The sequence below is a fragment of the Canibacter zhoujuaniae genome, assembly GCF_011752005.1.
GTDB classification, from domain to species: domain Bacteria; phylum Actinomycetota; class Actinomycetes; order Actinomycetales; family Microbacteriaceae; genus Canibacter; species Canibacter zhoujuaniae.
In genome coordinates this window covers 1-25,078 of sequence record NZ_JAAIJZ010000002.1, presented here as the reverse complement: position 1 = coordinate 25,078, position 25,078 = coordinate 1, and the positions used below count along the sequence as shown (strand labels likewise).

At 56.3% G+C, this 25,078-nt stretch carries 19 protein-coding genes, 1 tRNA gene and 1 riboswitch; of the genes, 13 read left to right on the top strand and 7 right to left on the bottom strand.

Going from position 1 to position 25,078, the window contains the following annotated elements; genetic code table 11:
* Positions 1–4 precede the first annotated feature (4 nt).
* Positions 5–934 (bottom strand): GNAT family N-acetyltransferase, encoded by a 930-nt coding sequence (locus tag HCR00_RS03975; RefSeq protein ID WP_167143023.1) that lies wholly within the window; start codon positions 932–934, stop codon positions 5–7.
* A gap of 64 nt (positions 935–998) precedes the next feature.
* Here HCR00_RS03975 and HCR00_RS03970 point away from each other — a divergent pair, with 64 nt between their 5' ends.
* From HCR00_RS03970 to HCR00_RS03930, 9 genes are all read left to right on the top strand, one after another.
* Positions 999–2,138 carry a M20/M25/M40 family metallo-hydrolase gene (locus HCR00_RS03970; RefSeq protein WP_167143020.1) on the top strand — a complete coding sequence of 380 codons (1,140 nt, stop codon included), beginning with the start codon at positions 999–1,001 and terminating at the stop codon, positions 2,136–2,138.
* Between the two features lie 70 nt (positions 2,139–2,208).
* The gene (locus HCR00_RS03965) at positions 2,209–4,053 is read left to right on the top strand and encodes an ABC transporter substrate-binding protein (RefSeq protein WP_167143018.1); all 1,845 of its coding nucleotides are present in this window, start codon (positions 2,209–2,211) and stop codon (positions 4,051–4,053) included.
* 69 nt (positions 4,054–4,122) lie between these two features.
* Positions 4,123–5,166, top strand: a complete 1,044-nt coding sequence (locus HCR00_RS03960; protein ID WP_167143015.1) for an ABC transporter permease — start codon at positions 4,123–4,125, stop codon at positions 5,164–5,166.
* Positions 5,163–6,044, top strand: coding sequence for an ABC transporter permease (locus HCR00_RS03955; RefSeq protein ID WP_167143012.1), 882 nt, complete (start codon positions 5,163–5,165; stop codon positions 6,042–6,044). Before HCR00_RS03960 ends, HCR00_RS03955 begins: the two co-directional genes overlap by 4 nt.
* On the top strand, positions 6,044–7,711 hold the full coding sequence (gene nikE / locus HCR00_RS03950; protein ID WP_166986291.1) for a nickel ABC transporter ATP-binding protein NikE: 1,668 nt from the start codon (positions 6,044–6,046) through the stop codon (positions 7,709–7,711). Before HCR00_RS03955 ends, nikE begins: the two co-directional genes overlap by 1 nt.
* Positions 7,711–8,709 (top strand): S66 peptidase family protein, encoded by a 999-nt coding sequence (locus HCR00_RS03945; RefSeq protein WP_166986294.1) that lies wholly within the window; start codon positions 7,711–7,713, stop codon positions 8,707–8,709. Before nikE ends, HCR00_RS03945 begins: the two co-directional genes overlap by 1 nt.
* Positions 8,710–8,721: 12 nt before the next feature.
* Positions 8,722–9,534 (top strand): serine hydrolase, encoded by an 813-nt coding sequence (locus tag HCR00_RS03940; protein WP_166986297.1) that lies wholly within the window; start codon positions 8,722–8,724, stop codon positions 9,532–9,534.
* The gene (locus HCR00_RS03935) at positions 9,494–10,888 is read left to right on the top strand and encodes an amidase (protein ID WP_243854560.1); all 1,395 of its coding nucleotides are present in this window, start codon (positions 9,494–9,496) and stop codon (positions 10,886–10,888) included. The genes HCR00_RS03940 and HCR00_RS03935 overlap by 41 nt, the downstream gene beginning before the upstream one ends.
* 144 nt (positions 10,889–11,032) lie before the next feature.
* Entirely contained in the window at positions 11,033–11,662 is a 630-nt protein-coding gene (locus HCR00_RS03930) for a lipase (protein WP_166986303.1), read from the top strand.
* A gap of 93 nt (positions 11,663–11,755) precedes the next feature.
* On the opposite strand, the gene HCR00_RS03925 is transcribed toward HCR00_RS03930, so the two are convergent.
* The 5 genes from HCR00_RS03925 to dnaK are packed head-to-tail and all read right to left on the bottom strand — an operon-like array spanning position 11,756 to position 16,817.
* Positions 11,756–12,919, bottom strand: coding sequence for a glycosyltransferase (locus HCR00_RS03925; protein WP_166986307.1), 1,164 nt, complete (start codon positions 12,917–12,919; stop codon positions 11,756–11,758).
* Between the two features lie 12 nt (positions 12,920–12,931).
* The gene (locus HCR00_RS03920) at positions 12,932–13,360 is read right to left on the bottom strand and encodes a heat shock protein transcriptional repressor HspR (protein WP_243854543.1); all 429 of its coding nucleotides are present in this window, start codon (positions 13,358–13,360) and stop codon (positions 12,932–12,934) included.
* Positions 13,361–13,375: 15 nt separating this feature from the next.
* Positions 13,376–14,323, bottom strand: a complete 948-nt coding sequence (locus HCR00_RS03915; RefSeq protein WP_166986310.1) for a DnaJ C-terminal domain-containing protein — start codon at positions 14,321–14,323, stop codon at positions 13,376–13,378.
* Complete coding sequence (locus HCR00_RS03910; RefSeq protein ID WP_166986313.1) at positions 14,316–14,969, bottom strand: nucleotide exchange factor GrpE; 654 nt, start codon at positions 14,967–14,969, stop codon at positions 14,316–14,318. The genes HCR00_RS03915 and HCR00_RS03910 overlap by 8 nt, the downstream gene beginning before the upstream one ends.
* A 3-nt stretch (positions 14,970–14,972) precedes the next feature.
* Entirely contained in the window at positions 14,973–16,817 is a 1,845-nt protein-coding gene (dnaK, locus tag HCR00_RS03905) for a molecular chaperone DnaK (protein WP_166986316.1), read from the bottom strand.
* Positions 16,818–17,052: 235 nt separating this feature from the next.
* Here dnaK and HCR00_RS03900 point away from each other — a divergent pair, with 235 nt between their 5' ends.
* Positions 17,053–18,342, top strand: a complete 1,290-nt coding sequence (locus HCR00_RS03900; RefSeq protein WP_243854542.1) for an ATP-dependent DNA helicase — start codon at positions 17,053–17,055, stop codon at positions 18,340–18,342.
* Here the strand turns inward: HCR00_RS03900 and HCR00_RS03895 are convergent.
* On the bottom strand, positions 18,339–19,445 hold the full coding sequence (locus HCR00_RS03895; protein WP_166986319.1) for a biliverdin-producing heme oxygenase: 1,107 nt from the start codon (positions 19,443–19,445) through the stop codon (positions 18,339–18,341). The genes HCR00_RS03900 and HCR00_RS03895 overlap by 4 nt on opposite strands.
* 233 nt (positions 19,446–19,678) lie before the next feature.
* On the opposite strand from HCR00_RS03895, the gene HCR00_RS03890 reads away from it, so the two are divergent.
* The 3 genes from HCR00_RS03890 to HCR00_RS03880 form a co-directional block, all read left to right on the top strand.
* A tRNA-Gly gene (locus HCR00_RS03890) sits at positions 19,679–19,752 on the top strand.
* 180 nt (positions 19,753–19,932) lie between these two features.
* Positions 19,933–20,033: riboswitch (SAM riboswitch) on the top strand.
* Positions 20,034–20,180: 147 nt separating this feature from the next.
* The gene (locus HCR00_RS03885; protein ID WP_243854541.1) at positions 20,181–21,599 is read left to right on the top strand and encodes an LLM class flavin-dependent oxidoreductase; all 1,419 of its coding nucleotides are present in this window, start codon (positions 20,181–20,183) and stop codon (positions 21,597–21,599) included.
* 241 nt (positions 21,600–21,840) lie between these two features.
* Positions 21,841–25,078: YPDG domain-containing protein (locus tag HCR00_RS03880; RefSeq protein WP_243854540.1), on the top strand; the 3,238-nt coding region annotated here is incomplete at its 3' end.

Here is a 25,078-nt window from a genome sequence, read left to right as displayed (position 1 = left end):
TTCCCTAGTCTTCGTTGCGCCACTTAACTGCAAGATAAGCGGCGGTGTCTTCACGGCGATTGCACGCAATCAGCTGGTATCCATCGGCAAACAGTGCGGTCAGTGTGGCACGCAGTTGCTGCGCAATGTGCTCAGGGTCGGGTGCCGCCGGATCATTACTGTTATCGATGCTGCCGAGGTTCGCCGGCACCGGCACCCAGCAGGCACTAGCAACCGCGTTCTGGCTGGCCAGTTCATGCGCATCAATTTCAGCCGCAAAAGCCCAATTCAAGGCCGTTAGTTCTGGTGGATACTCACTGCGCAGGCTCTTAAGCGCCGCAGTTCGCGCATCTGTTTGCCCTGTTTCATGCGCGCTAAGATCCCAAGAAACGAGAATGCGATCACTGTTTGTTGTGCGGTAGTAGTCGTCTAAATATGCGATACCAGTGGCGCCAAGCCCGTTGAAGTTAAAGCGCGCATTGCGGGTTAGCTTCGGGTCAAAGGTCCACCGCATTTCGGTGCAGCCCCAGGCGCGCGCAACCTCTGCTTGCGCGAGTTTCAGAGCTTTCCCGATTCCCGCACCGTGATGACTTTCGGCCACAACAGCGGCCTGCGAATAGTGATATACCGTTCCGGGAATATTATTTTTTCCGCCGGTCACAGCAGGAAAACCGTATGCGAAACCGATTAAGTCTCGGCCAGCAAAAACGCCGACGGTCGATCCGCCATTTTGTGACAGAGCGCTGAGCAGATACGGATTTAGAAACAGGGTTGCGTCGCTGTATTTAAAAACCTCGGTGTAAAGTTGCGAGGCACGTTTTAAGTCTGCGTGTTTGACGAGCTGGCGACACTTAAAACCTGCGGGGGCAAAGCCGGAAAGATCCAGCTCTCCGGCTGCTGCTGCGGCAGTTAAAGCCGCATCCGCGCTAAGCCCGAGTGGCTTCCCAACGCTCATTAAAAACCCTACTAATCTAGACTTCAGTGTCGATAACAGCTCAATGATAGCGCGGAGATCTCATATGCAGGGTGCAACAGTCGCTGATTTAGATTTTGATCCGATCGAGTTGCTCACCAAGCTGGTCACTATCGAAACACCAACGGGCGACACCACTCAAAGCGCTAAAATTGCGCAGTTGCTTAAGCGCGAATTCACCCGCATCGGCGGCACAGTTAAGCTGATTGATACTGCGATGGGCACAAGTTTGGTTGCCGATTTTGCCGGTCTCGGCAAACCTTTTGTGCTGTTGGGGCACACTGACACGGTGTGGCCGCTGGGCACTCTCGCTGAAAAGGTGCCGCTGCGCATCTCGCCAGAAAAAATTTCCGGTCCGGGAGTTTACGATATGAAGGCCGGGATCGTCGTCATGCTAACCGCGCTCGCACGGTTGCGTGACACCACGCATCAGGCTGTGCGCGTTGTGCTGGTTTGTGATGAAGAGGTTGGATCGCCCACAACCAAAGAGCTGCTGCTCGAAACCTGTGCGGGCGCAAAGGCTGTGTTGGGGTTTGAATCACCGCATCCGGATGGTGCGCTGAAAGTTGGTCGGCGCGGCAGTGTGCGTATGCGGTTGAGCACGCAGGGGCGCGCAGCGCACGCGGCGCTCGATCCTGAAAACGGTGTTAATGCAATCGATGAGCTTGTTGATCAGCTTCTGCGGGTGCGAGAAATAACCGCGGATCCTGCGGTGCAGCCAGTGCTATGTAACGTCGGGCAGATATCAGGCGGCGAGCGGGCAAATGTGGTGGCAGACGAGGCTTCAACCGAAATCGGGTTACGGTTTTTTGACTCCGCCTCTGAAGAGCAGGTGCTTGACGCTCTCACGCATTTAGAGCCGACCCATGATGAAGCCGAAGTTGCGGTGGAGATCCTGTCACGGCGCCCAACTTGGGAGCCTGGCAAAAAAGAGCACGCGCTGCTTGACCGCATCAGCAGTGCGGCTGACAGAGTTGGCCAAGAGATTGAGTGTGCCCCCGCTGCCGGTGCCGGTGACACAAACTTCACAGGAGCGGCCGGTTTTCCAAGCGCTGACGGGTTTGGGCCGCGCGGCGCAGGTGCCCATGCAGTGCATGAACATATCCTGGTTGAGTCACTGTGGGAACGTATCGACTTGATTACAGCTCTGTTGCGCGCTGCGCCTCAGGTTGATAACAAACAATAAAGCCTAATAGCATTGGGAAATCAGCCGCCTACACAACGATGTGCGGTTGTTGACCTTGAAGGGAAGAAACATGGTAAACACCACGAAATCTCGCTTCTTCCGCGCTCTCGCCGCGTGTGCGACTGCGGCTGTCGCTTTCGGGACAGTCGGAGCGACAGCCTCTTACGCAACAGGCGGCGCATTCGTAGCGGCAGATGAAGCAAGCGACGCAACCACCCTGCGCATTGCAACCGCGGGATTTGTAGACTCTTTTAACCCGTTCACCTCTGTTTACCTGCTGCCCACCAACACCAACCGTTATCAGTACGAAAACCTTGTGGCCTACTCACAAGACGGTGGGGAGCCGGTTCCCGGCCTTGCTGAAAGCTGGGAAACTGATGATACGGGCAAAGTTTGGACTTTCAAGATCCGCAAGGGCATGACCTGGACAGACGGTGAGCCAATCACTGCGAAAGACATCTACTGGACTTACAACCAGATCATGACTGTGCCCGAAATGGCTGTCGCTAACGGCGACAGGGTCGAAAACTTCGAGAGCATCGAGGCTCCCGATGATCACACATTCGTAATCACTCTGAAGGCGGCGCAAGCCCCGAACCCTGGGGTTGAGGTGCCGATTGTGCCAGAGCATATCTGGTCAAAGCTCGACGATCCGTCTACCTTTGCAAACGACTCAGACGTGGTTGGCTCAGGGCCCTTCCAGCTCACCAAATACGCAGCCAATGAGAGCCTTGAGCTGGTTGCCAACAAGCACTACTGGCGTCAAACACCAAATATCGACAAGATCCACTACATTTACTACACCGACTCTGACGCGCAGGTGCAGGCTTTGCGCGCCGGAAATGTTGACCTTGTCAGTGGTCTGACACCAAGCCAGTTCAATGCGCTCCAGAATCAAGACGGCATCACAACCCACTCTGGGCATGGGCGCCGTTACACTGCTCTCTACCTGAATCCAGGGTATGAAACCGTTGACGGCACTCCATATGGCACGGTGAGTGAGCCGCTGCGCGACCTTCAGGTGCGCCAGGCTATCCGCAAAGCGGTCGATATCGACACCCTGCTTGATAAGGTGCTCGAAGGTCAGGGCACAAAAGCAACCAGCTTCATTCCTGCCTCTTACGCAACCTGGGCGCTGCCAGCTAACGATCCGGTAATTGAGAGCTTTAACCCAGAGGCAGCAAAGAAACAGCTTGATGATGCTGGCTGGGTTGAGGGCGCAGACGGTATTCGCGAAAAAGACGGTCAGCGTCTGGCAATCAAGTTAAATGTTGACGCAACAGACTCTAACGCGCAGTCAATCGGTGAGTATCTCGGGCCGTGGTTGCGCAGTGTTGGCATCGAAATGACTGTTGAGTCAACCGATAGTGACACTCTGAGTGCCAACACTGATGCCGGTAACTACGACATGTACATATCCGGCTGGTCAATCAACCCGGATCCTAACTACCAGCTGAGCATTAACACCAGCGCTGCCCGCCCGACTAAAACGGACGGCTCAGGCGGCACCTCACAAGACGGTTTTACTAATCCTGAGTTCGATAAGCTCTACCAGCAGCAGCTCACTGAGCTCGATGAAAAAGCGCGCGCAGAAATAGTGCACAAGATGCTCGCAATGCACTATGAGGCAGCCACCCAGGTCACACTGTGGTACCAGAATCAGCTTGAGGCGTATCGTTCGGATCGCTTCCAGAACTTCGGTCTGCAGCCAAGCAAGGACGGCGTGATTGCAAACCACGTAGGTTACTGGGGTTATCTGCTCGTCGAGCCGGTTGGCGCCGCTGATAACAGCGCAGACACCGGTAACTCTGGCGGTGCCAGCAGTGTCCTCTGGATCGCTCTGGCGGTAGCTGCCGTTGCCGGTATCGGTGGACTTCTTGCAGTTCGTAAGAAGAAAGCCGCAGACGTCGAGTAACACTCTCGGGTGCTCACGACTCAGGCTGTGAGCACCCGCGTTACCGCTTCCCCTCCAGGAGAGACTCCTATGTCAAATGTGGTACCACCGTCGACATCGGCAATTGCAACCAGCGCGCACGCGGAAGAGCCGGCGCGCGACAATAGTTTTTGGCGTTACCTAGCCAATAAAATCGGCGGCGCGCTCATCAGCCTTGCGATGGTGATCCTGCTCGGGTTTTTCTTTTTCAAGCTGCTGCCCGGTGATCCTATTTCGCGGATCGCACGCGAGCAAAACCTTGGCGCCGAGCAGATTGCGATCCTGCGTGAGCAGTACGGCCTTGACAAACCCTTCTGGCAGCAGTTTGTTGACTATCTAACAAACGTTTTCACTCTCAATTTCGGTGAGAGCTACGTGTATCGCAAGCCGGTGTCAGAGCTGATTGGGCAGTATTTCTGGAACACTATTCTGCTCACCGCCACCGCTGCCGTAATCGCGATCATACTCGGTCTCTGGCTGGGGCAAAAAGCCGCTTGGAAGCGTGGCAGTCTCTTTGACAAGCTCGCCTCAACCACCTCCCTCGTCTTCTGGTCAGTGCCAACCTTCTGGCTTGGTTTGATCCTGCTGATGATTTTTGGCGGCACCCTCAAATGGTTCCCGACAGGGGGCATGCGCTCGCTGTCAGCCGGCACAGATCCGCTCTCAGTTGTGCTTGATGTAGCTCAGCACCTTGTGCTCCCCGTCACAACTCTTGTTGCTGTGATCTATGCGCAATACCTGATGGTGATGCGCTCCAGTTTGATCGAGGAAATGAACGCGGACTATCTCACAACCGCCCGCGCGAAGGGGCTGCGTGAAGATCTTGTGCGCCGCCGTCATGCGGTGCCAAACGCCCTGTTACCGACCGTCACTCTTGTTTTTCTGCACATTGGCGGGCTCATCGGCGGCGCTGTCACTGTTGAGGCGGTGTTCTCTTGGCCGGGTCTCGGCAAGCTCACCTATGAAGCGCTCAGCGGCCCGGATCTGCCACTCTTGCAGGGCACTTTCGTGGTTTTTTCCGCCATTATCATTTTCATGAATCTAATTGCCGATCTGGTCTATCGCAGACTTGATCCGAGAGTGAGGCACGCATGAGCAGCATTGCCGCACAACGCCGCAGGGTCGCCTTAATCGATTTCTGTAAAAGCTTCGCTAAGAATCGTGCCGGGATGGCTGGCTTCATCTTTCTGCTTGCGGTTAGTCTGATAGCTCTGCTTGCCCCGGTGATTACACCAGCGCATCTGCTCGATGTCACACAGCTAAACAACCAGCGTTTTGCGCCGCCCTCGCTTGAGCATCCTTTTGGTACGGATCATCTCTCTCGTGATCTTTTGGTGCGCATGGTGTGGGGTGCCCGATCCTCGCTTATCGTGGGGCTCTCTGCGACAGCAATGTCGATGGTTATCGGCACACTTGTGGGCATCGCCGCCGGTTATTTTCAGGGGTGGATCGCCTCTCTCTGGATGCGCATTATTGACTTTTTCCTTGTGCTTCCCAGCCTTATTCTGGCGATTGTGCTGTCGAGCGTAATGAGCCGCGGAATGCTGACAATTATTATCGCGATCGGTGTCACCTCCTGGGCGGGCACTGCGCGCGTTGTGCGGTCGCAGGCTCTGACGATCTCTACCCGAGACTATGTTGAGCGAGCCAAAGCCTTAGGTGCCGGCCACTGGCACATTATTTTGAAGCATATTTTCCCCGGCGTGCTGCCGCTCGTGCTCGCAAACACGACGCTAACTGTTGGGTCGGCTATTATCGCTGAGTCAACGCTCGCCTTCTTAGGTTTGGGCGATACCACCAAGCAGTCTTGGGGCACGATCCTTCGCAATTCGATGGACGTTTCTGCGGCTACCAGCGGTTACTGGTGGTATGTCTTAATCCCGGGTCTCGCTATCGTTTCGGTTGTGCTCGCCTTCACACTGATCGGGCGCGCAGTTGAAACTATCGTCAATCCAACGTTGAGGAGCCGCTAATGCCAGACCTCGTTTTTGACGACGTTTCCATCACCTATCGCACTTCCGGGAGCGCAACCGCTAAGCACGCTGCGCGCGGTGAGGTTGCGGCGGTAAAAAATATCTCACTCACTGTGCCCGCCGGCAGCACTCTCGGCATCGCGGGTGAGAGCGGATCCGGTAAATCAACCCTGATTATGTCTGTGCTGCGTCTGCTGCCGAAATCGGCAAAGCTAACAGGTCGGGTGCTGATCGGCGACACAGACATCGCAACTCTCAATTTCGGTGAAATGCGCGCGGTGCGCTGGGCGGAGGCGTCAATCATCTTTCAGGGTGCTATGCACTCACTGAATCCCGTTCGCACAGTAGGGCAACAGATTATTGAAGCGCTCGAGCTACATGTCACCGATAAGTGGCAGACTGCGGCGCTGCGTCAACAGCGTCTGGCTGAGCTCTTAGAGATTGTTGATCTGCCGGCTGTTAAGGCAAAATCGTATCCGCACGAGTTGAGCGGCGGTCAGAAGCAGCGCATTATGATTGCGATGGCGCTCGCCTGTGAGCCCGATATCATCATCGCTGACGAGCCAACAACCGCGCTTGATGTGATTGTGCAGAAGCAAATTCTCGATATGCTTTCTGTGCTTGTGCGCGAGCGCGGCATCTCGCTGCTGATGATTTCGCACGACCTCTCTGTGCTGGCAACCACGTGCGAGCGCATCGCGGTGATGCGCAACGGTGAGCTGGTAGAGGTGGGCCCGGCGTACGAGATTTGTAATAACCCGCGCGAGGCCTACACGCAAAAGTTGGCGGCGGCTTTCCCGGTTATCGGCGATCCAAACTCTCGGCTGCGCCCCGTTACTCGCTACTTGGGTGATGAGTTTGAGGAGCGCAGTTTTGTCGCCGGACCGAGCGATGACGTGCTGCTTCAGGCAGAGAATGTGAGCGTCACCTACCGCACCGGCGGGAAGCTCAATCGGGCGGTTAAAAACGTTAATCTCACGCTGCATCAGGGTGAGATTATGGCGCTGGTTGGCCAGTCTGGATCGGGTAAATCGACCCTCGCACGCACCCTGCTCGGTTTGCAGGCGGCCGATCAGGGCAGCACTATCACCTTTAAAGGATCTCCGATTCCCACCAACCGCCGCGAACTCAAACGTTTTAGGCGTGATGCACAGCTGGTGTTCCAGGATCCCGCGGCAGCACTCAACCCGAAACTGAGTGTTTATGAGCTGGTTGCAGAGGGGTTGCGCGTGCAGCGTCTCGATGTAAACGAGCGGGAGCGGGTTGCGCAGGCGCTCACAGACGCAGAGCTAACACCGCCGGAAAAATTTTTCGGAGCGATCCCGCAGGAATTGAGCGGCGGTCAACGACAGCGTGTGGTTATTGCTGGTGCGCTGGCGCTCGACCCGGAGCTATTGGTAGCCGATGAACCTGTCGCTTCTCTCGATGCCTCAGTGCGCGGTGAAATTCTCGGCCTGCTGCTCTCGCTGCGCGAAAATCTCGGGCTGTCAGCACTGGTGATTACGCACGATCTCGGCTTGGCCTGGAACATCGCCGACACTGTTGCCGTGATGTATCAGGGTGAAATTGTTGAGTTTGGCCCCACCGCTGACGTCCTCCTGCACCCCAGCCACCCTTACACGCAGCAGCTGCTGGCTGCTGCTCCGAGCATCAACGAAAACCCATAATGACTCAAACACTAGATGTTTCACGTGAAACAGTGGATTTACGTGCGGCTTACCTAAACAGCGCTCCGCTGCAGCCGGGTGACACGGTTGCGATTGTTTCACCTTCCGGCCCCGGCACCGCCGAGGCAGCAGAAATAGGCGCCCAGTTTTATCGAGACTGGGGGTTGCATGTTATTTTCAGTGAGCATCTTTTCGCAAAGCATCCGCGTGCAAGCTATTTGGCCGGGTCTGACGCGGTGCGGCGCGCCGATCTCATGGCTGCCTGGGCAAACCCGGACGTGGACGCTGTTGTGTGCGCACGCGGCGGTTATGGTGCGATGCGTCTGCTTGACGGCATCGACTGGCAGTTCATGCGGGCGCACTCTGTGCGGCGTGACGGGCGCCCCAAACTGCTAACAGGCTCCAGTGACATCACTGCCCTGCACGAGGCTTGGCGCCACCATCTAAACGTGCCCACCCTCTTTAGCCCGATGGCCACTAACGATGTGTTCAAAAACTCCGAAAGCATTCGCCAAGATGTGCAGCGCTGGTTGTTTGAACCGTGGGGTGGCCGCACCCTCGTGGGCCCGCAAACTGAGGTGCTTGTGCCCGGGAAAACCGAGGGCACAGCCACAGGCAACTTCACCGGCGGCAATTTGAGCCTGCTGGCTGCGGCTATTGGCGCCCCTGAATCTACTTTTCAAAGCGGCGATATTCTCTTCTTAGAAGATATAGACGAAGAAACTTACCGAATTGACAACCTGCTAATACAACTGCAGCGTTGGGGGCGCCTCAAGAGTGCGGCGGGTATCGTGCTCGGATCTTGGCACGACTGCGGCTGGGATCTGCTTGAAGTGAAGGCTCTTCTGGCAGAGTATCTCAGCGACTTAGAGATCCCAGTTTTGTGGGAGCAGAGTTTTGGGCACGATCCAAATGCACTTTCAACCCCGCTAAACGTGCCGGGCACACTCTCTGCTATTGTCGGTGACTGCAATTTAACTGTTGCAAACAGTTTGTGAGAGGAAAATCACGTGGTTATTGAACTAAATCGCGACTTTGGCACGCAGTGGTCGGTGCTGGTTAAAGATATTGATTCGGGTGCAGAACTGTTTAGCGCTGATCCGCAAACTGTGCTGGCCACCGCCTCGATCGGTAAATTGTTTTTGCTACACCGCCTCCTACACGAGGTGGATGCTGGCACTCGCAAGCTGGAAGAGACCGTCACTCGTCAACCGTTTGAGCAGATCGATGACTCTGGCCTGTGGTATTTGATGCAGCAAAACACGCTCTCTCTTTACGATGTCGCGGTGCTCATCGGTGCTTTCAGTGACAACGCAGCAACCAACACTCTGACCCGTGTGCTCGGCATCGAAACTGTGCGGGAGCACGCTAGCAGTCTTGGTTACAAACACAGCCGACTCAACGATGTTGTGCGCTGGCCGAGACCGGTGCACAAGCCGCAACAGTTAAGCGTTGGCAACGCCGAAGAGCTGGTGCGTTTCGTGACGCGACTTGCTAACGCCGAAGATTTGAGTGAGAGCAGCTCCGATATTTTGCAGCGCTGGTTGGGTGCGGGCGCTGATCTCTCAATGGTCGCGCAACCGTTTAACCTCGACCCACTAGCGCACTACGCCTACGATCGCGATATTTGGTTCTGGAACAAAACCGGCACAATTGGGTCGGCGCGTGCTGATGTCGGGTTGGTTATGAATCGTGAGCGACGCGTTGCTTACGCAGCTATCGCGCAGTGGCAGACCGACACTGAAAATCGTGATGCCGTGCTGGCTAATATGGCTGAAATTGGTGAACTTATCGGGCAGCATCTTGGATTTAAACAAAACTAGCGCCACCGAGCTTTCGCATCTCTTAAAAACGGGAGCTGTGTCGGCTGCGGAAGCCACCGAGCACTACCTCTCACGCATCGACGTTTTAAACCCGAAATATGGCGCCTTTGTTTCTACACAAGCCGAGCTGGCGTGTGAAGAGGCAGCGGCTCTAGACCGCGAGCGCGCGGCGCACCCTGCGAGGCCGCTTCCCGCGCTGTGGGGTTTGCCGTTAGCTCATAAGGATTTGGTCGCTGTCGCTGGCGCACCAACAACTTACGGCTCCCTGGCGTTTGCTGCTGCGCCTGCCGCGCAGGACGATCCGCTCCCCGCTGTGTTACGCAGCGCTGGCGCGGTGAACTTGGGTAAAACGCAAACCTCTGAGTTTGGGTTGACCGGCTATGCAGAAAATCTCGTCGCGCAGCCCGCGCGCAGCCCCTTTGATCCGCAGTTGACGGCCGGCGGTTCGAGCGGGGGTGCTGCTGCGGCGGTTGCCACAGGTATGCTGCCGGTCGCGCCGGGCAGCGATGGCGGGGGCTCGATCCGCATTCCGGCGGCCTGCTGTGGGCTTGTGGGGTTGAAGCCGACTCGCGGTTTTGTGCCCACTGATCAGCGTGCTGAGAGTGCGACGCTGCCGCTTACTGTGTCTGGTGTGTTGGCGCGCTCTAGCGCTGATGCGAAGCTGCTCTTTCAGGCGATCGCTCCTAGCAGTGCGCCTGCAATGGCTGCAGACGGTTTGCTCAGGGCAAAGAAATTGCGCATCGGGGTCAGTCTCGCCTCCCCCTTCGCCCACGACTTAGATATTCGCGTTGCCGACAACTACCTCGCCGCAGTTTCGCATGTCGCAGAGGCTTTGGAGGCGCTCGGTCATACAGTTGTGCACGCTGATATTAAGTATCCGCCGCACTATCTGCGCCTGTTTTCTACGCTGTGGCAGTCGCAGTTCGCGCAGACAGAGTTTTCTGCGGAGCAGCTTGCGCAGTTTACGGCTTATGCGAGATATTCCTGGGAGGCAGGTGCAGGGATCGGGGCGGATCAGCGCGCCGCAACAATTGCACAGCTGCAGGTCTTTGCGCGCGAGGTTGCCGCGCAGTGGTCTGCCTATGATGTGCTGCTCACCCCAACACTTGCGGGTGACGCAAAGCCGGTTGGATGCTTTGAGGCGTTAGCTCCGGCGCAAAATTTTATTGCGCAGTGTGAGTGGTCTCCCTTCACGTCGATAGTGAATGTTGTGGGTGCCCCGGCGCTTGCTATGCCTGTGTTGCCTGCCGCTGCGGTGGATGATGCTGCGCCCGCAAGCGTGCAACTGATTGGTCACAAAAACTCTGATTTTGCGCTTTTGGAGCTCGCAGCTGCTCTCGAAGCAGCTCTGTGACTGCGTGAAAACACCCGGTCAGAATACTATTTTTAAAATAACAGTTTGATAACTTGCTTTATAACGAAGAAGTAACAGATAATTATCGAGTTGGTTTAATTCTCTTACGAAAACCACGAAGCTAACACTTCAGGAGGAACAAGCATGCGTCGAGCGTCAAAAGGTAGCGTCGTTGCAATTATTGCTGCGTTCACTCTCAGCTTCGCAACCGCTCCAGCCAACGCATACGCCGGTAACGAAGATCCTGAAACAGCTTTTGCTGCAACCACCGGACAAACACTCGTGACAGTAGATAGCGACCTCGCATCTGAATCACTTGACGCGCTCTCTGTTGCAATCTCAACCGACTCACTGGTTGTCGGTCACCACTTCGATGTAAAGGCCGCTATCGCGCAGGCTCGCTCTGAGATCGGCACGAGCCGCCCAACCGGTTGGAATCAGCCCGGTGAGTGCCTGATTAGCGCAAAGCGTTGGATTAACGCTGGTGGCGGCGCATGGGTGCACGGCGGCACTCCGGTCAATAACTACCAGAACGCAACCCGCCTACCGATCTCTGCAGCGATGCCCGGTGACGTTATTCAATACGAATACATTGCTTCACCGCACAGCTGGGCTGCGGGCGTGCACACTATGCTTGTCACCGGTGTAAACGACGACGGCACCCTGCAGATCATCGAGTCTAACAACCCTGGCGGGTCGGGGCTCGTGAGCGAAAACACGAAGTTCACACCGAACCCACCTGCTGGCTTCCAAGCAGTTGTTTGGCGCTTCTAAAATATCGGTTGATACTTCCGAGCTAGTGCCCGGCGTTCTAAACCGTCGTCTGACACTCCCCAAACCACTAGCTGGGGTTTCTAAACCCGCAAACTAGCCGCGGTAGAGTTCTTCAAACCTGTCGAGCGTGTTATTGATGTCGTGCACTTTGACAGCCTCTAACGAAGCCTTTTGCATCGCCTGAAATTCTTCGTGTGGCAGAGACAGAATGTGCTTGAGATGCGTCGCCAGCTCAGCGTCGTCGCGCGGCTCAAAGAGAAAACCGTTCTGACCAACCGTCACCAGATGCGGCAGTGCCATGGCGTTTGCCGCAACAATTGGCAGCCCCGAAGCCATTGCCTCCATCGTTGCGATCGACTGCAGCTCAGCAATTGACGCAATAGCAAACACCGACCCCTTGGTGAGTGTTGCACGCAGCGTTTCGTCACTGGCGCGGCCGTGGAACACCACTCGCTCCCGCACACCCAGCTCGCTGGCGAGCTTCTCGAGCGCCGGCAGCTGATCGCCGGGGCCCACCAAATCGAGCCCGACCTCTGCGTCTAACCGCGCAACTGCGCGCAGCAGCACGTCAACGTGTTTCTCTTGCGTCATGCGCCCAACAAACACGACACGCTTTTCGGTGCGCTCGCTCAGGTCTGCAACGTACTGGCTCGCGTCAAGGCCGCAGCTGACGGGCAGCACCCCTGTGCGGGGTGTTGAGCGCTCTAAGAAGTCAGCGGCACGCCTTGTTGGGGTGGTGATCCCATCGGCACGGCGCAACACACTGTCAGCATCATGCCAGCCCCACTTTACGCACAGCCGGCGCAGCCACAGCGGCATACTCCACAGATCCACAATGTTCTCTGGCATCACATGGTTGGTTGCAATAAGGCGAATCCCTCGCTTTTTTGCTTCCTTCGAGAGTGCACGACCGATAATAATGTGCGACTGAATATGGATCACATCAGGTTGCACAGAATCAAGCAACTGCCGCACATAGTGGTCAACGCGCCAGGGCAGCACAAAGCGCACCCACTCATGCATCAAAAGCCGCCAGGAAGGCAGACGGTGCACTGTCATCTCTTGCCCTTCGACCACCTCTCGGTAGCGGCCGTGGGTTGTGAAAGTGGCTGCCGGCGCAGCGATGTGCACATCGTGACCCCGCTCCACTAATCCCGCAGCTAAACGCTCGGCAAAACGGGCGGCGCCGTTAATGTTTGGTGTAAAAGTGTCACAGCCTACTAATATTTTCAACGGCTCGGTGCGGGTTTCAGTCATAACTGTTACAGTCTAGAGCCTAGGCTGGGGTCGCCACACCACTAATTCAGTTTTTCTGCGCACGCGTGTGCCGCGACTGACGCTCACAACCTCTCCGCCGGTACCGGCTGCAAACACACGGCGTTCACTACCCACCACCGCATCGGCCAGCGCTCTTTCAAGCTCTCGCACGCGCTGCTCGAGGCGCCCAACCTCATTTTGCAGGGTGAGTACCCGGCGAATACCCTCCAAACTCAAGCCCTCGTTAGAGAGCTGTTGAATCTGGCGCAGCTGTTCAATATCGTGCAGTGAGTATCGCCGGGTGTTACCTCTGGTGCGTTGCGGGCTGACCAGGCCGATCCGGTCGTACTGCCGCAGAGTTTGCGGATGCATGTCGCTGAGCTCAGCGGCCTGCGCGATCGGGAAAATCGGCGAATACCGATTCATGCGTTCGTCAGCCATCCAACAACACCTCGCTTAGGCTTTCGCGCGCGCGAGCAGATCGTCACGCGGGTTTTCTTTTGGCTCAACCTCGCGGAAAGCCGCAAGTGCCTGCTCCTGCTCATCGCTTAAGTGCGATGGCACAACCACCTGCACCTCTGCCAGCAGATCGCCTGTGCCACCGTCAGCAGCGATGCCGCGGCCTTTAACGCGCAGCACGCGACCGCTCGGAGTGTGCGGTGCGATCTTGAGTTTCACGGTTTCGCCGTCTAGAGTTGGCACCTCGATAGTGGCACCGAAAACCGCTTCAGTAAAGGTGATCGGCACCTTCACCCGCAGGTTTTTTCCGTCGCGCTCCCACACCGGGTGCGGGCGCACTTTCACAGTTAGCACCAGGTTGCCGGCCGGCCCGCCGTTCGGGCTCGGCTCGCCCTTGCCGCGCACTTTGATCTTTTTCCCGTCGGCAATACCCGCGGGGATCCGCACCTTTATCTGGCCGTGCTGCGTGTTGAGCGTAATGGTGTCACCGGCAACCGCTGAGCGGAAACTCACCGTGGTGTTGGCCGCAATATCGCGCCCCGGAGTCGGCGCAAACCCGAAACCTCCGCCACCTCCGCCGCCAAACATGTTGAACAGGTCTTCATAGCTCGTCGAGCCGTTTGGAGCACCGCGCCTCGCGCCCCCGCCGAACATGCCGCCGAAAATATCCTCAAAGCCGCCGGCACCCTGGCTGAAGCGCGCTCCGCCCGCACCCATCGCGCGAATCTGATCGTACTCCTGCCGCTGCTGTTTGTCTGACAGCACCGAATATGCTTCGCTGATGTCTTTAAACTTCGCCTCGGCCGCCGCATCGCCCGGATTTGAGTCCGGGTGGTACTTGTGCGCCAGCTTGTGATACTTCTTGGTTAGCTCTTTATCTGAAACGTCTTTATCGACGCCTAAGACTTTATAAAAGTCTTTCTCTAACCAATCCTGACTAGCCATCTGCAGCCACCACCGCTACTTTTGCGGGGCGCAGCTCAACGTTTCCTAGGCGATAGCCACGCTCCACAACATCAAGCACAGTGTTTGGCTCCTGCCCGGGCACAGGCACCTGCGCAATTGCTTCGTGCTGCTGCGGGTCAAACTGCTCTCCTTTTTCGCCGAAAGCAACCAGCCCCATTTTCTCGAGCGTTGTGCGCAGCTTCTGGGCGATAGCGGCAACGGCGCTGCCCTCCGGCAGGTCTCCGTGCTGCTCTGCCCGATCGAAGTCGTCGAGCACACCCAGCAGTGACAGCACGATGCTCGCCTTTGCCCGGTCGCGCTCGATTTCAGCGTTCGCCTCGGTGCGCTTGCGGTAGTTTGCATACTCCGCGGTGAGGCGGCGCAGATCCTCCAAATACGGATTTTCTTGCGGATCTGCGGCTTCTTCGTCAGCTACTGCCTCTGCCGCATCGTTTGCTGTCTGTGCGCCCGCTGCTTTTGCTTCAGCGGTCTGTTCCGCGTCGAGAATGTCTGCAACCGTAAAGTCAGCACTGTTTGCGCCGTCTGCTGTCTGTTCCTCATGCGCCGCAGGGCCGGTAGCGTCTGCCGCCGGCCCCTCAGCCTGAGGAACCTCTTCGCCCTCTGGGCGCTGTTCCTCATTAGTCATGATTTACTTCTGCTCTCCCTCGTCGTCAACAACCTCTGCGTCGACTACGTCTTCGTCAGTTGCGCCCTCAGCAGCACCCTCAGCGGCCGCTTCCTCTTGCGCTGCGGCGTAGATTGCCTGACCGAGCTTGGTCTGGCTCTCTGCGAGCTTATCTGCTGCTGTCTTAACAGCGTCGTCGTCATCTCCTGCGAGCGCATCCTTTAGCGCTTTCAGGTCTGCTGAAACCTCAGACTTCACGTCTTCTGGCAGCTTGTCTTCATTCTCTGAGATGAGCTTGTCAACTGAGTATGCAAGCTGCTCTGCGCTGTTGCGGTTCTCAGCTGCTTCGCGACGCTTCTGATCTTCAGCTGCGTGCTCTTCAGCTTCCTTGACCATGCGGTCGATGTCTTCCTGTGACAGGCTAGACCCTCCCGAGATGGTGATCGTCTGCTCCTTGCCGGTGCCCTTGTCTTTCGCGCTCACCTGCACAATACCGTTCGCGTCGATATCGAAGGTTACCTCGATCTGTGGAATACCACGCGGCGCAGGTGCGATCCCTGTCAGCTCGAAGGTGCCAAGGTTCTTGTTGTCGCGGGTGAATTCACGCTCACCCTGGAAAACCTGAATCGAAACCGATGGCTGGTTGTCTTCTGCGGTGGTGAATGTTTCTGACCGCTTGGTTGGGATCGCGGTGTTGCGCTTGATGAGCTTGGTCATGATGCCGCCCTTGGTCTCAATACCGAGAGACAGTGGGGTGACGTCGATAAGCAGCACATCCTTGCGCTCACCCTTTAGCACGCCCGCCTGCAGCGCAGCACCAACAGCCACAACCTCATCAGGGTTTACACCCTTGTTTGGCTCTTTGCCGCCGGTCAGCTGCTTCACGAGCTCGGTCACTGCTGGCATACGGGTTGAGCCACCAACGAGCACAACGTGGGCGATGTCGTTTACGCTCACGCCAGCTTCAGCAATAACATCGTTAAACGGCTTCTTAGTGCGTTCGAGCAGGTCTTTGGTGAGCTCCTCAAACTTTGCACGGGTCAGTGTCTCGTCCAGGTTTACCGGCCCCTCTGGAGTTAGTGAGAGGTATGGCAGCTGAATGTTGGTGCTGCTTGAGGTTGACAGCTCTTTCTTTGCCTGCTCAGCGGCTTCCTTCAGACGCTGCAGCGCAATTTTGTCGGTTGAAACATCAACCCCGGATGCGCTCTTGAGCTGGTTGATGAGCCAGTCTACGATGCGCTGATCCCAGTCGTCACCACCGAGTCGGTTGTCACCGCTGGTTGCGCGCACCTGAATGGTAGAGAGGTCGTCGTCCTTACCAACTTCGAGCAGTGAGACGTCGAAGGTGCCGCCGCCGAGGTCGAAAACAAGAATCAGCTCGTCTTCTTTACCCTTGTCAAGGCCATATGCGAGCGCGGCAGCGGTTGGCTCGTTCACAATGCGAAGCACGTTCAGACCTGCGATCTCACCGGCTTCTTTGGTTGCCTGACGCTCTGCGTCGTTAAAGTATGCGGGGACGGTGATAACGGCGTCTGTCACCTTGTCACCAAGATAGGTTTCAGCGTCGCGCTTCAGCTTCATCAGCGTGCGCGCGGAAATCTCCTGCGGGGTGTACTTCTTGTCGTCGATGTCGATCGTCCAGTCGGTGCCCATGTGGCGCTTTACCGAAGCGAGGGTGCGGTCGACGTTTGTGACCGCCTGACGCTTAGCGGTTTCACCGACGAGCACTTCACCGTCTTTTGTGAAGGCAACAATTGATGGTGTTGTGCGAGCGCCCTCAGCGTTCGCGATTACCTTTGGCTCGCCACCCTCAAGAACTGAAACTACTGAGTTTGTAGTGCCGAGGTCAATGCCTACTGCGCGTGACATATTTTCTCCTTTTGTCGAAACGGCTCACAGACTTGAGCCTTACACACTCAAGTTTACGTGCGGCACACCACTTGTCAAGCCAGATTCACAAAAGTTGAGCGAATTTGACTCAACTTTAAGCTGGTTCTCAGAAATGGTGCGGATCGCGCGAAAAACCACTGAAGTTTCAAGCCCTACCGCGGATCCGCAAACTAGAAAGATAGCATTTAAGAATGGCCTGCAACTAAGGAGAGACGTGGCTCGCAAAAAGAAGGTGAAACTCAGCGCCGCGCAGCAAGCGGTTTTTGAGCGTATCGAACTGTCAAACGAGCACCTCTTCATTACCGGCAAGGCTGGCACCGGCAAATCGACGCTGCTGCAGCACCTTGCGCGACACACGTCGAAACAAATAGCGATTTGCGCCCCGACAGGTGTTGCTGCGCTTGGCGTCGGCGGTCAAACAATTCACTCGCTGCTGCGCCTGCCCGTGGGGGTTATAGCCGATCATGAGCTAACTCAGAGTCGCGACTTAAAAAAGATGCTCGCAGCTATTGAGCTGCTGGTGATCGATGAGATTTCGATGGTTTCGGCAGATCTGATGGACGGCATCGATCGCGCCCTCCGTCTCGCGCGGCGCAAACCCTTTGACCCGTTTGGTGGGTGCCAGATTGTGATGTTCGGCGACCCGTATCAGCTGCCGCCCGTGGTGCCCCGTGACGAACACGAACGCGCATATATGAAAGACACCTACCGTTCGCTCTGGTTTTTTGACGCCAAGGTGTGGGAGACAGCTGCAGTGTCAGTTATCGAATTGAATGAGGTGCACCGCCAAAAAGACGGGCGCTTTAAAGAGATTCTGTCGGCGCTGCGTGAGGGGCGGGTAACCGCAGATATGGCGGAAGAAATAAACGCCGCAGGCTGTCGCCCGGCACCCGCTACCGGCGTTATAACCCTCGCAACCACAAACGCCACAGTGAATCGTATTAATGCCGCACGGCTTGCTGAGCTGCCCGGGCGCACCTTAAAGGCACGGGCAGAGATTACAGGCGAATTTAAGCAGCACTCCTTCCCCGCCGATGAAACCCTAGAGCTGAAAGTGGGGGCGCAGGTGATGTTTTTACGCAACGATCCCGATGGGCGCTGGGTTAACGGCACAATCGGTGTTGTATCGCGCATCGCCGGTAACGTCTGGGTTGAGATTGACCACGAGGAGCACGAGGTTGAGCCAACCGTCTGGGAGCGGTTTCAATACACCTACGACGCAGAACTCGGCAAACTCGAGCGCGAAGTTGCGGCGGAGTTTGAACAGTTCCCGCTGCGGCTAGCGTGGGCCGTCACGATCCATAAATCGCAGGGGCACACATACGATAGAGCGATTGTTGACCTCGGCCCTAGAGCCTTTAGCGCCGGGCAGACCTATGTAGCGTTAAGCCGTGTGCGCTCAATCGAGGGGCTCTATCTCACCAGGCCGCTAAAGCCGAGTGATGTTATCGTCGACCAGAATGTGCAAAGGTTTATGCGCACACAGCTGTCGCTCGGCGATTAAAGCGTCGCGTGACGTCTAGTAGCGCGGGTTACTGCTTCCGCTTTAACGGCTGCCAGGTCGTTAAACACGGCTGTGTTGAACTCATAGGCCATCCGCACCTCATCGAGGAACCTTTCGTGCCCTGCCGCATCGAGCGTTTCCCCGAGGGCGTCGAGGTTTGCACGATACTCGTTCTTAAAGGCGTCAAGGTCTGGGATGCTATTGAATTCATAGAATTCAACCCCCGCATGCTCGAAGCCGTGCTGCTTCCGCATCCGCCTCGCGATCATCTGCCCACCCGACAGATCGCCGAGGTAGCGGGTGTAGTGGTGTGCGACGATGCCCGGCAGGTAGCCTTCTGCACCGCATTTACGAATCCGATTTGTGTATTCGGTAACCGCTGGCACCGGCGCAATCTTCTCGCGCCAGTCATCACCGATCAGATGCTCTAAGTCTGCTTCGAGCGCACTCATGCGCAGCAGCTCTTCAGAAATAAACGGCCGGGTAGCGTCTTCCTGCGCGAGCAGGGTAGTTACCTCTTCGAGCGCGGCATACATATAGTAGTGCTGTGCGACAAGGTCGATGTAGTCCTGCAGCGGCGCCTGCCCACGCATAATATCTGCCATAAAGCTCGCACCCTCACTATCTGAGTGGAAGCCCCAGCTGCGATGGCGCACAACCGCCGAAAAAGGAGCATCGTCTGGCAGCGGCGCGGGCTGTTTTTTGCCCGGGTGACCGTGGTGGGCACCGCCGTGGTTGCCACCACCGTGGTGGCCGTGCGGCGCACTATAACCGCCTGCGTGCGGGTTTTCGCTGCTAGCAGTTTCGCTGCCCCGCGGCGCAGTGCCGGTTTTTTTGCAGGCCTCTTCATATAGCGCAACAATTTCCCGGCGGATTTCTGCACGCTCACTAATCACGCCACACGGCCACTCAACGCGCAGCTGGTGCTCACCAGCCGGGTTCACAACCCGCCAAGTGCCGGAGTTAGTGTCAAGGCCCACCATTTTTGCTTCGGTTGCGTCAGGGTATCCGAATGCTCGCGCAATGAGCAAACAGTCATCATTGTGATCGTCGTTCATGTGCGTTAGCACTGCCTGAATTACTTCCTGAGAAAACGCTGTCATACCAATCACCATAGAGCATGGCATAGGCCAAGCGCATCATCATCTGATGAAGTATTTTTCCGCGTACTTACGCGGAAGTTGCGCGCAATTCATCGGATGAAGTGCCGCTCTGGGCCGAGTTTTCGGCACTTCTCAAACACCACACTCCATGCTCTCCACACACCGGGCGGCATAAAATTTTATTTCAGAATTTCTACTATCTGATACCCTAGATTTTGCGTCCTACGCAGATTGCGGGTGTAGTTCAATGGTAGAACATCAGCTTCCCAAGCTGAGAGCGCGAGTTCGATTCTCGTCACCCGCTCCACTATCACCTCCGCTTTATACTCGGCAGATGACCGCCTTACTTGCGCAGATGCTCCGCTCATATGGTCGGCGGTAACCTCTGCCGGACCAATCGGTGAGGGGTGGCTAACTTCGTCAGCGAACGTAACAAAGTGAAACATAAGCTCCTCTAGTGGGCTGTGTGGGCTACAGTAAATCTCGAGATCAAGAGTCCCAACATCAAGCTCTGGCTAGTTGGGCGGCAACCCTCTCCCGTAGCGGGGTGCCCCAGATGAGGATCAGGCAGGAATGCAAGTACGGCGCAACCAGGCGCCACCTTCGCGAAAGCTCGGTGCTTTTACCTTGGGTAAGGGCACCGGTGGCAGCACGGGCGCGGAGGGCTAACCACCAGCTGTGAAAGGGCCCGGCGCTATGACCGAGAAGAAGCGCATTGTCGTCAACGCTTTTGATATGACCACTCCCAGCCACCAGAGTTTTGGCCTGTGGCGTCACCCCCGCAACCGTGCTGATGAGTACAACACCATTAAATACTGGACAGACCTAGCTAAGGTGTGCGAAAAGGGTCTGTTTGACGCAATTTTTATCGCTGATGTGGTCGGCGTCTACGATGTCTACAAAGATTCCGTAGCTCCCGTGCTGAATGATGGCGCCCAGGTTCCTGTGGGCGATCCCTTCCTGCAGATTTCTGCTATGGCAGCTGTCACCGAGCACCTGGGCTTTGGCGTTACCGCCGCTGTCACCTACAACCAGCCCTATACTCTGGCCCGCTCCTACTCCACCCTAGATCACCTGACCGGTGGTCGTGTGGGCTTCAACGTGGTGACCTCCTACCTGCAGTCTGCTGCTGAAAACCAGGGCCTGCCCGGTCAGATTGACCACGATGAGCGCTATGAGATTGCCGAAGAGTTCCTCGATGTCTGCTACAAGCTGTGGGAGGGCTCCTGGGAAGACGACGCTGTGCCCCGCGACCGCGAAAAAGGCATCTTTGCTGATTCCTCAAAGGTTCACCCTATTCTGCACAAGGGAAAATACTTCCAGGTGCCCGGTATCGCTCTGACCGAACCTTCCCCGCAGCGCACTCCCGTTATTTTCCAGGCCGGTGCCTCCTCGCGCGGCCAGGCTTTCTCGGGCCAGCACGCCGAAGCTATCTTTATTACCGCCCTGCGCCCCCACCTGACCAAGGTGCTGACCGAGCGCATCCGCAACGCAACCGAGAAGGCCGGCCGTAAGCGCGATGATGTGAAGATTCTGGCCATGCTTTCCGTTGTTGTAGACGAGACAGACGAGAAGGCTCAGGCCAAATATGCCGAATATCTTAAGTACCAGGACATTGAGGCATCTCAAGGCATTATCGGCGGCTGGAGCGGCGTTGATTTGGATCAGTTCGATGAGGACGAGGCTCTCAAATACGTTGAAACCGAGTCTATTCAGTCATTCCTGACCCCCTTCACCCTGCAGGACAAGGAGAAGGAGTGGACCCGCAAGGACATCGCCGAGCACTGTGCCACCGGCGGCATGGGCGCGGTTCTGGTGGGTTCTGCCCAAACCGTCGCAGATGAGTTGGAAAAATGGATTGATGAGGGCGGCCTGGACGGCATTAACCTGGCCTACCATGTTTCCCCCGGCTCTTTCGAGGATTTCGTAGAGTTTGTCGTTCCCGAACTGCAGAAGCGCGGCCGCTACCGCACCACCTACGAGGGCTCAACCCTGCGTGAGAGCCTCTTTGGTGCGGGCAACAAGTATGTGGACGAGCGCCACCCTGCTGCCAAGTACCGCGGCGCCTACGCGGGTAAGCCCTCTGCGGCTGACACTCCGGCGCGCGACTTCCTTAAACTGGCGCTTGAGAAGGCTGCGGCCCAAGGCCAGTAGTTCGCTAATCTACAGGGCGTAGATCCGCACCGCTGCCCGGTAAAAAGCCTGCAATAGCGCTATCTACAAGGGTGGCAATTGCAGTGATCCCCCCCCCCCCGAAGCGTCTCAGTTGATCATTTGCAGACAGAGCCGAAAACTGGTTTACTTGGTACGAGTCGCTACCCGCATGGGGCAGAAGTGTGCCCGTATTTGGTTCGCGACGCCCCCACCCCCGATTAAAGAAAGGATCTCATCTGTGATGAGGGAAAATAATTATTCTTCGAGCAGATGGCGTTTTTCACGCCTGAAGCTCACAGCTACCTGTGGTGTAGCTGCTTTAGTGGTTGGAAGCCTCAGTGTGGGCGCCGGGGGAGTTGCTTACGCTTCCTCCCCTGATAATCCTGCCGAGGTCGGGGTAAGCTACCCCGGTTTCAACCCTGACAACGTCTATCAGACAGGCGCTGATGAGCAGCGCTACACCTACAGCGGTCAGGCTGCTAAATACCCTGATGCCATTGAGTCCCCATCAAACTCTGACGGCAGCCAGACCATCTCAGGTCAGGTTTTTGTGCAGCGCTATGGTGGCTTCGCGGTAGACAGCAAAAACGACGCGAAAATGCGCGCGATCCCTCTTGAAGGTGTGCGCGTCTACGCTCAGTGGAAGGAAAAAGACGGGACTGTCTCCCCTATTTACACCACCACAACCAACGCAGCCGGTGAGTACTTCATCAAACTGGCTGACTTCACCACCGCTGCAGGTAAGACCTACCATTTTGATGCAGATCCTAACCTCCCAGAGGGCGAAAAGTGGCGCGTCTGGGCAGATAACCCTGACAAGGGCAATCTGACGCAGCTTGCAAACTACATGAACGGCCAGTTTGGCCCTCCAACCTATACATACGACACTGAGGTGCATGCTGGTATCGGCAATGACATCGTCACCGGTGCACACATTCGTTACGGCCTCAAGCCTCAGAATGACGCCATGCACAACCTCGACGCTGTCAAAGCAACCCCGGCAGCTGACGGTGCTGGCCAGGTTAAAGGTCAAATCCGTTGGGAGCTCTCGAAGCTTGTTGCTCCAACCGGCTGGACCGGCGGTCTCATTCCGCGCTACTCACCTAACGGTGCAGATGTCGGCGCTGATAACGTAACCGTTTACGGTTCTTACCTCTCCGACTACGCTCTCTCTAAGATTTACGCTGAAGATCCACGCACTTTCGGCTCTGACGGCAAGGTCCGTGATGCAAGCTGGAACATGGATAATGAAGCAAAGCTGCAGGACTGGATTCGCCGCCAGATCGCTGCTGAGGGTAAAGAGAAGTGGATCGCAGAAACAGTATCTGCGATAACCGACAACCGTGGACGTTACACGCTGCAGTTCTCGGGCACATACGGTGTCGCATGGGATAACGTAGGAAACTTCGCTGGCCCAACAGAGAACGAGCGTTTCAACACTGTTGCTGAGCTGCCGACCGACGGTCGCTGGGCGACAAGCGGTGGTGACGTTGCAACCCTTGGTGGCCGCACCACAAAGCACATCAACACCGCCTGGGTTTTTGTCTCAACAAACCTCTCTGATGGCATTGCTGTCGGCACACCATGGATGGCAAACGGTTACCTGAGCGAAACCGCTTACAACGCACTCGGTGCTGGTTGGGCAAACCTTTCGCTGTACAACGGCATCAACAATGCGGATATGGCTGTCTACCCAGACTATGCAGATTTCCGAGTTAGCGATGGCGAAGGCGATCTGAACTCTGGCGTACCGGGTGATGTCGCGCAGACTATTACCTCTGGCCTGCCTACCCAGTTCGTTGACGGTAAGGTTTACCAGATTGAGTGGACTGAAGCCGAAACAGGCCGGGTTGTTGCAACCGGTCCGCTTGTTGCTGCTGGCCCAGACGGAACGATCCCTTCATTCCCACTGGAAACAGATAAGAATCTGACAAAGACAACTATCTACAACGCAACCCTTTACCCGGTTAATAAAGAAACCAGTGAGCGCGGCGAAGCTTACGCTGTTGACTCATACACGGTAGTTGTTGGGCACAAGCCTATCTATGACGAGGTAACCGGTAAGCCAGGCGAAACCCTGACTTCTCCAGTTAAGGGCTTTGACCTAACCACCACGGAAGAAGAAGAACGTATTTCTGCAGACGCTTTGGATCCAAAGCTGGCTGCCGAGAATCCATTCTCGATTCCGGAAACCTTTAAAGCTCCTGAGGGTTGGACCGCAACAATCGATCCAAAGACCGGTGAGGTAACCGTTGTTCCACCTGCTGATGCTGCGCCTGGCACCGAAATTACGGTTCCAGTTGTTGTAACCTTTGCTGACGGCACAACAACAACAGGTGAGGCAAAGTTCGAGATCACTAAACCTGCTGATGTGGATACATACCAGCCTGTTTATCCAGAAGTAACGGTGAATGAGGGCGCTCCTATTACTGTTCCTGCGCCAACCTCTGACCCTGCACTGCCTGAGGGAACCAAGTTCGAGATCGTAAACAATGCGGGTATCCCAGGCCTCACAGTTGACGAGAATGGTGCTATTACCGGCACTGCTCCAAACGTTGACTCTGACACCCCGTACGTTGTAGAGGTCAAGGTAACCTACCCAGACGGCACCTCTGAGACAGTGTCGGTAACTCTGAACGTTTCTGACGTTCCTGCTGAGGCTCCGAAACAGAGCGACCAGCACGACCCGGGATACGACCCTGCAACAGGTAAGAGCGGTGATACTGTCACAGTCGAGCAGACCGGTGACAAGGATGTTCCTGCAGGAACTAAGTTTGAGGTTCCTGAGAACTCACCTGTCACTGTCGATCCTGAGACCGGCACCGTGACCGTGACCATTCCTGCTGGCAGCAACCCTGGTGATGTAATTGAAGAAACCGTCACCATTACCTACCCTGATGGCACAACCGATACAGCAAAGGTTGTTGTAACTGTTGTTCCTGATGAGCAGCCACTGGATCCGCGTCCAATGTATCCAGTGACCATCGTTCCTGCGGGTCAGGAAACCTCTGTGACACCAACCAATGAAGGTGATGACTACCCTGAGGGCACAGTCTTCGCTATCGATGGTGGCTTTGAGGCTCCAGCCGGGTTCAAGGTTTCAATCGATCCGAACACCGGTGTGATTACTGTAGTCACAAATCCTGCTGGTAAAGATGGTGCTGACACGGAAGAGTTCACTGTTCCGGTTGTTGTCACCTATCCTGCTGATTCTGGTGCTGTAACTGACCGCGTAAACGCTAGGTTCCAGCTTGACACCGATGGTGACGGCACTCCTGACGTTACTGACACCGACGACGACGGCGACGGTCTCACTGACGAAGAAGAGCAGGCTCTGGGCACCGATCCGAAGAACCCAGACACTGATGGTGACGGGCTGACCGACGGTCAGGAAAAGGAACTGGGCACCAACCCAACCAACCCTGACACCGACGGTGACGGAATCAACGACGGTGACGAAGTATCTGGCGAAAAGAACC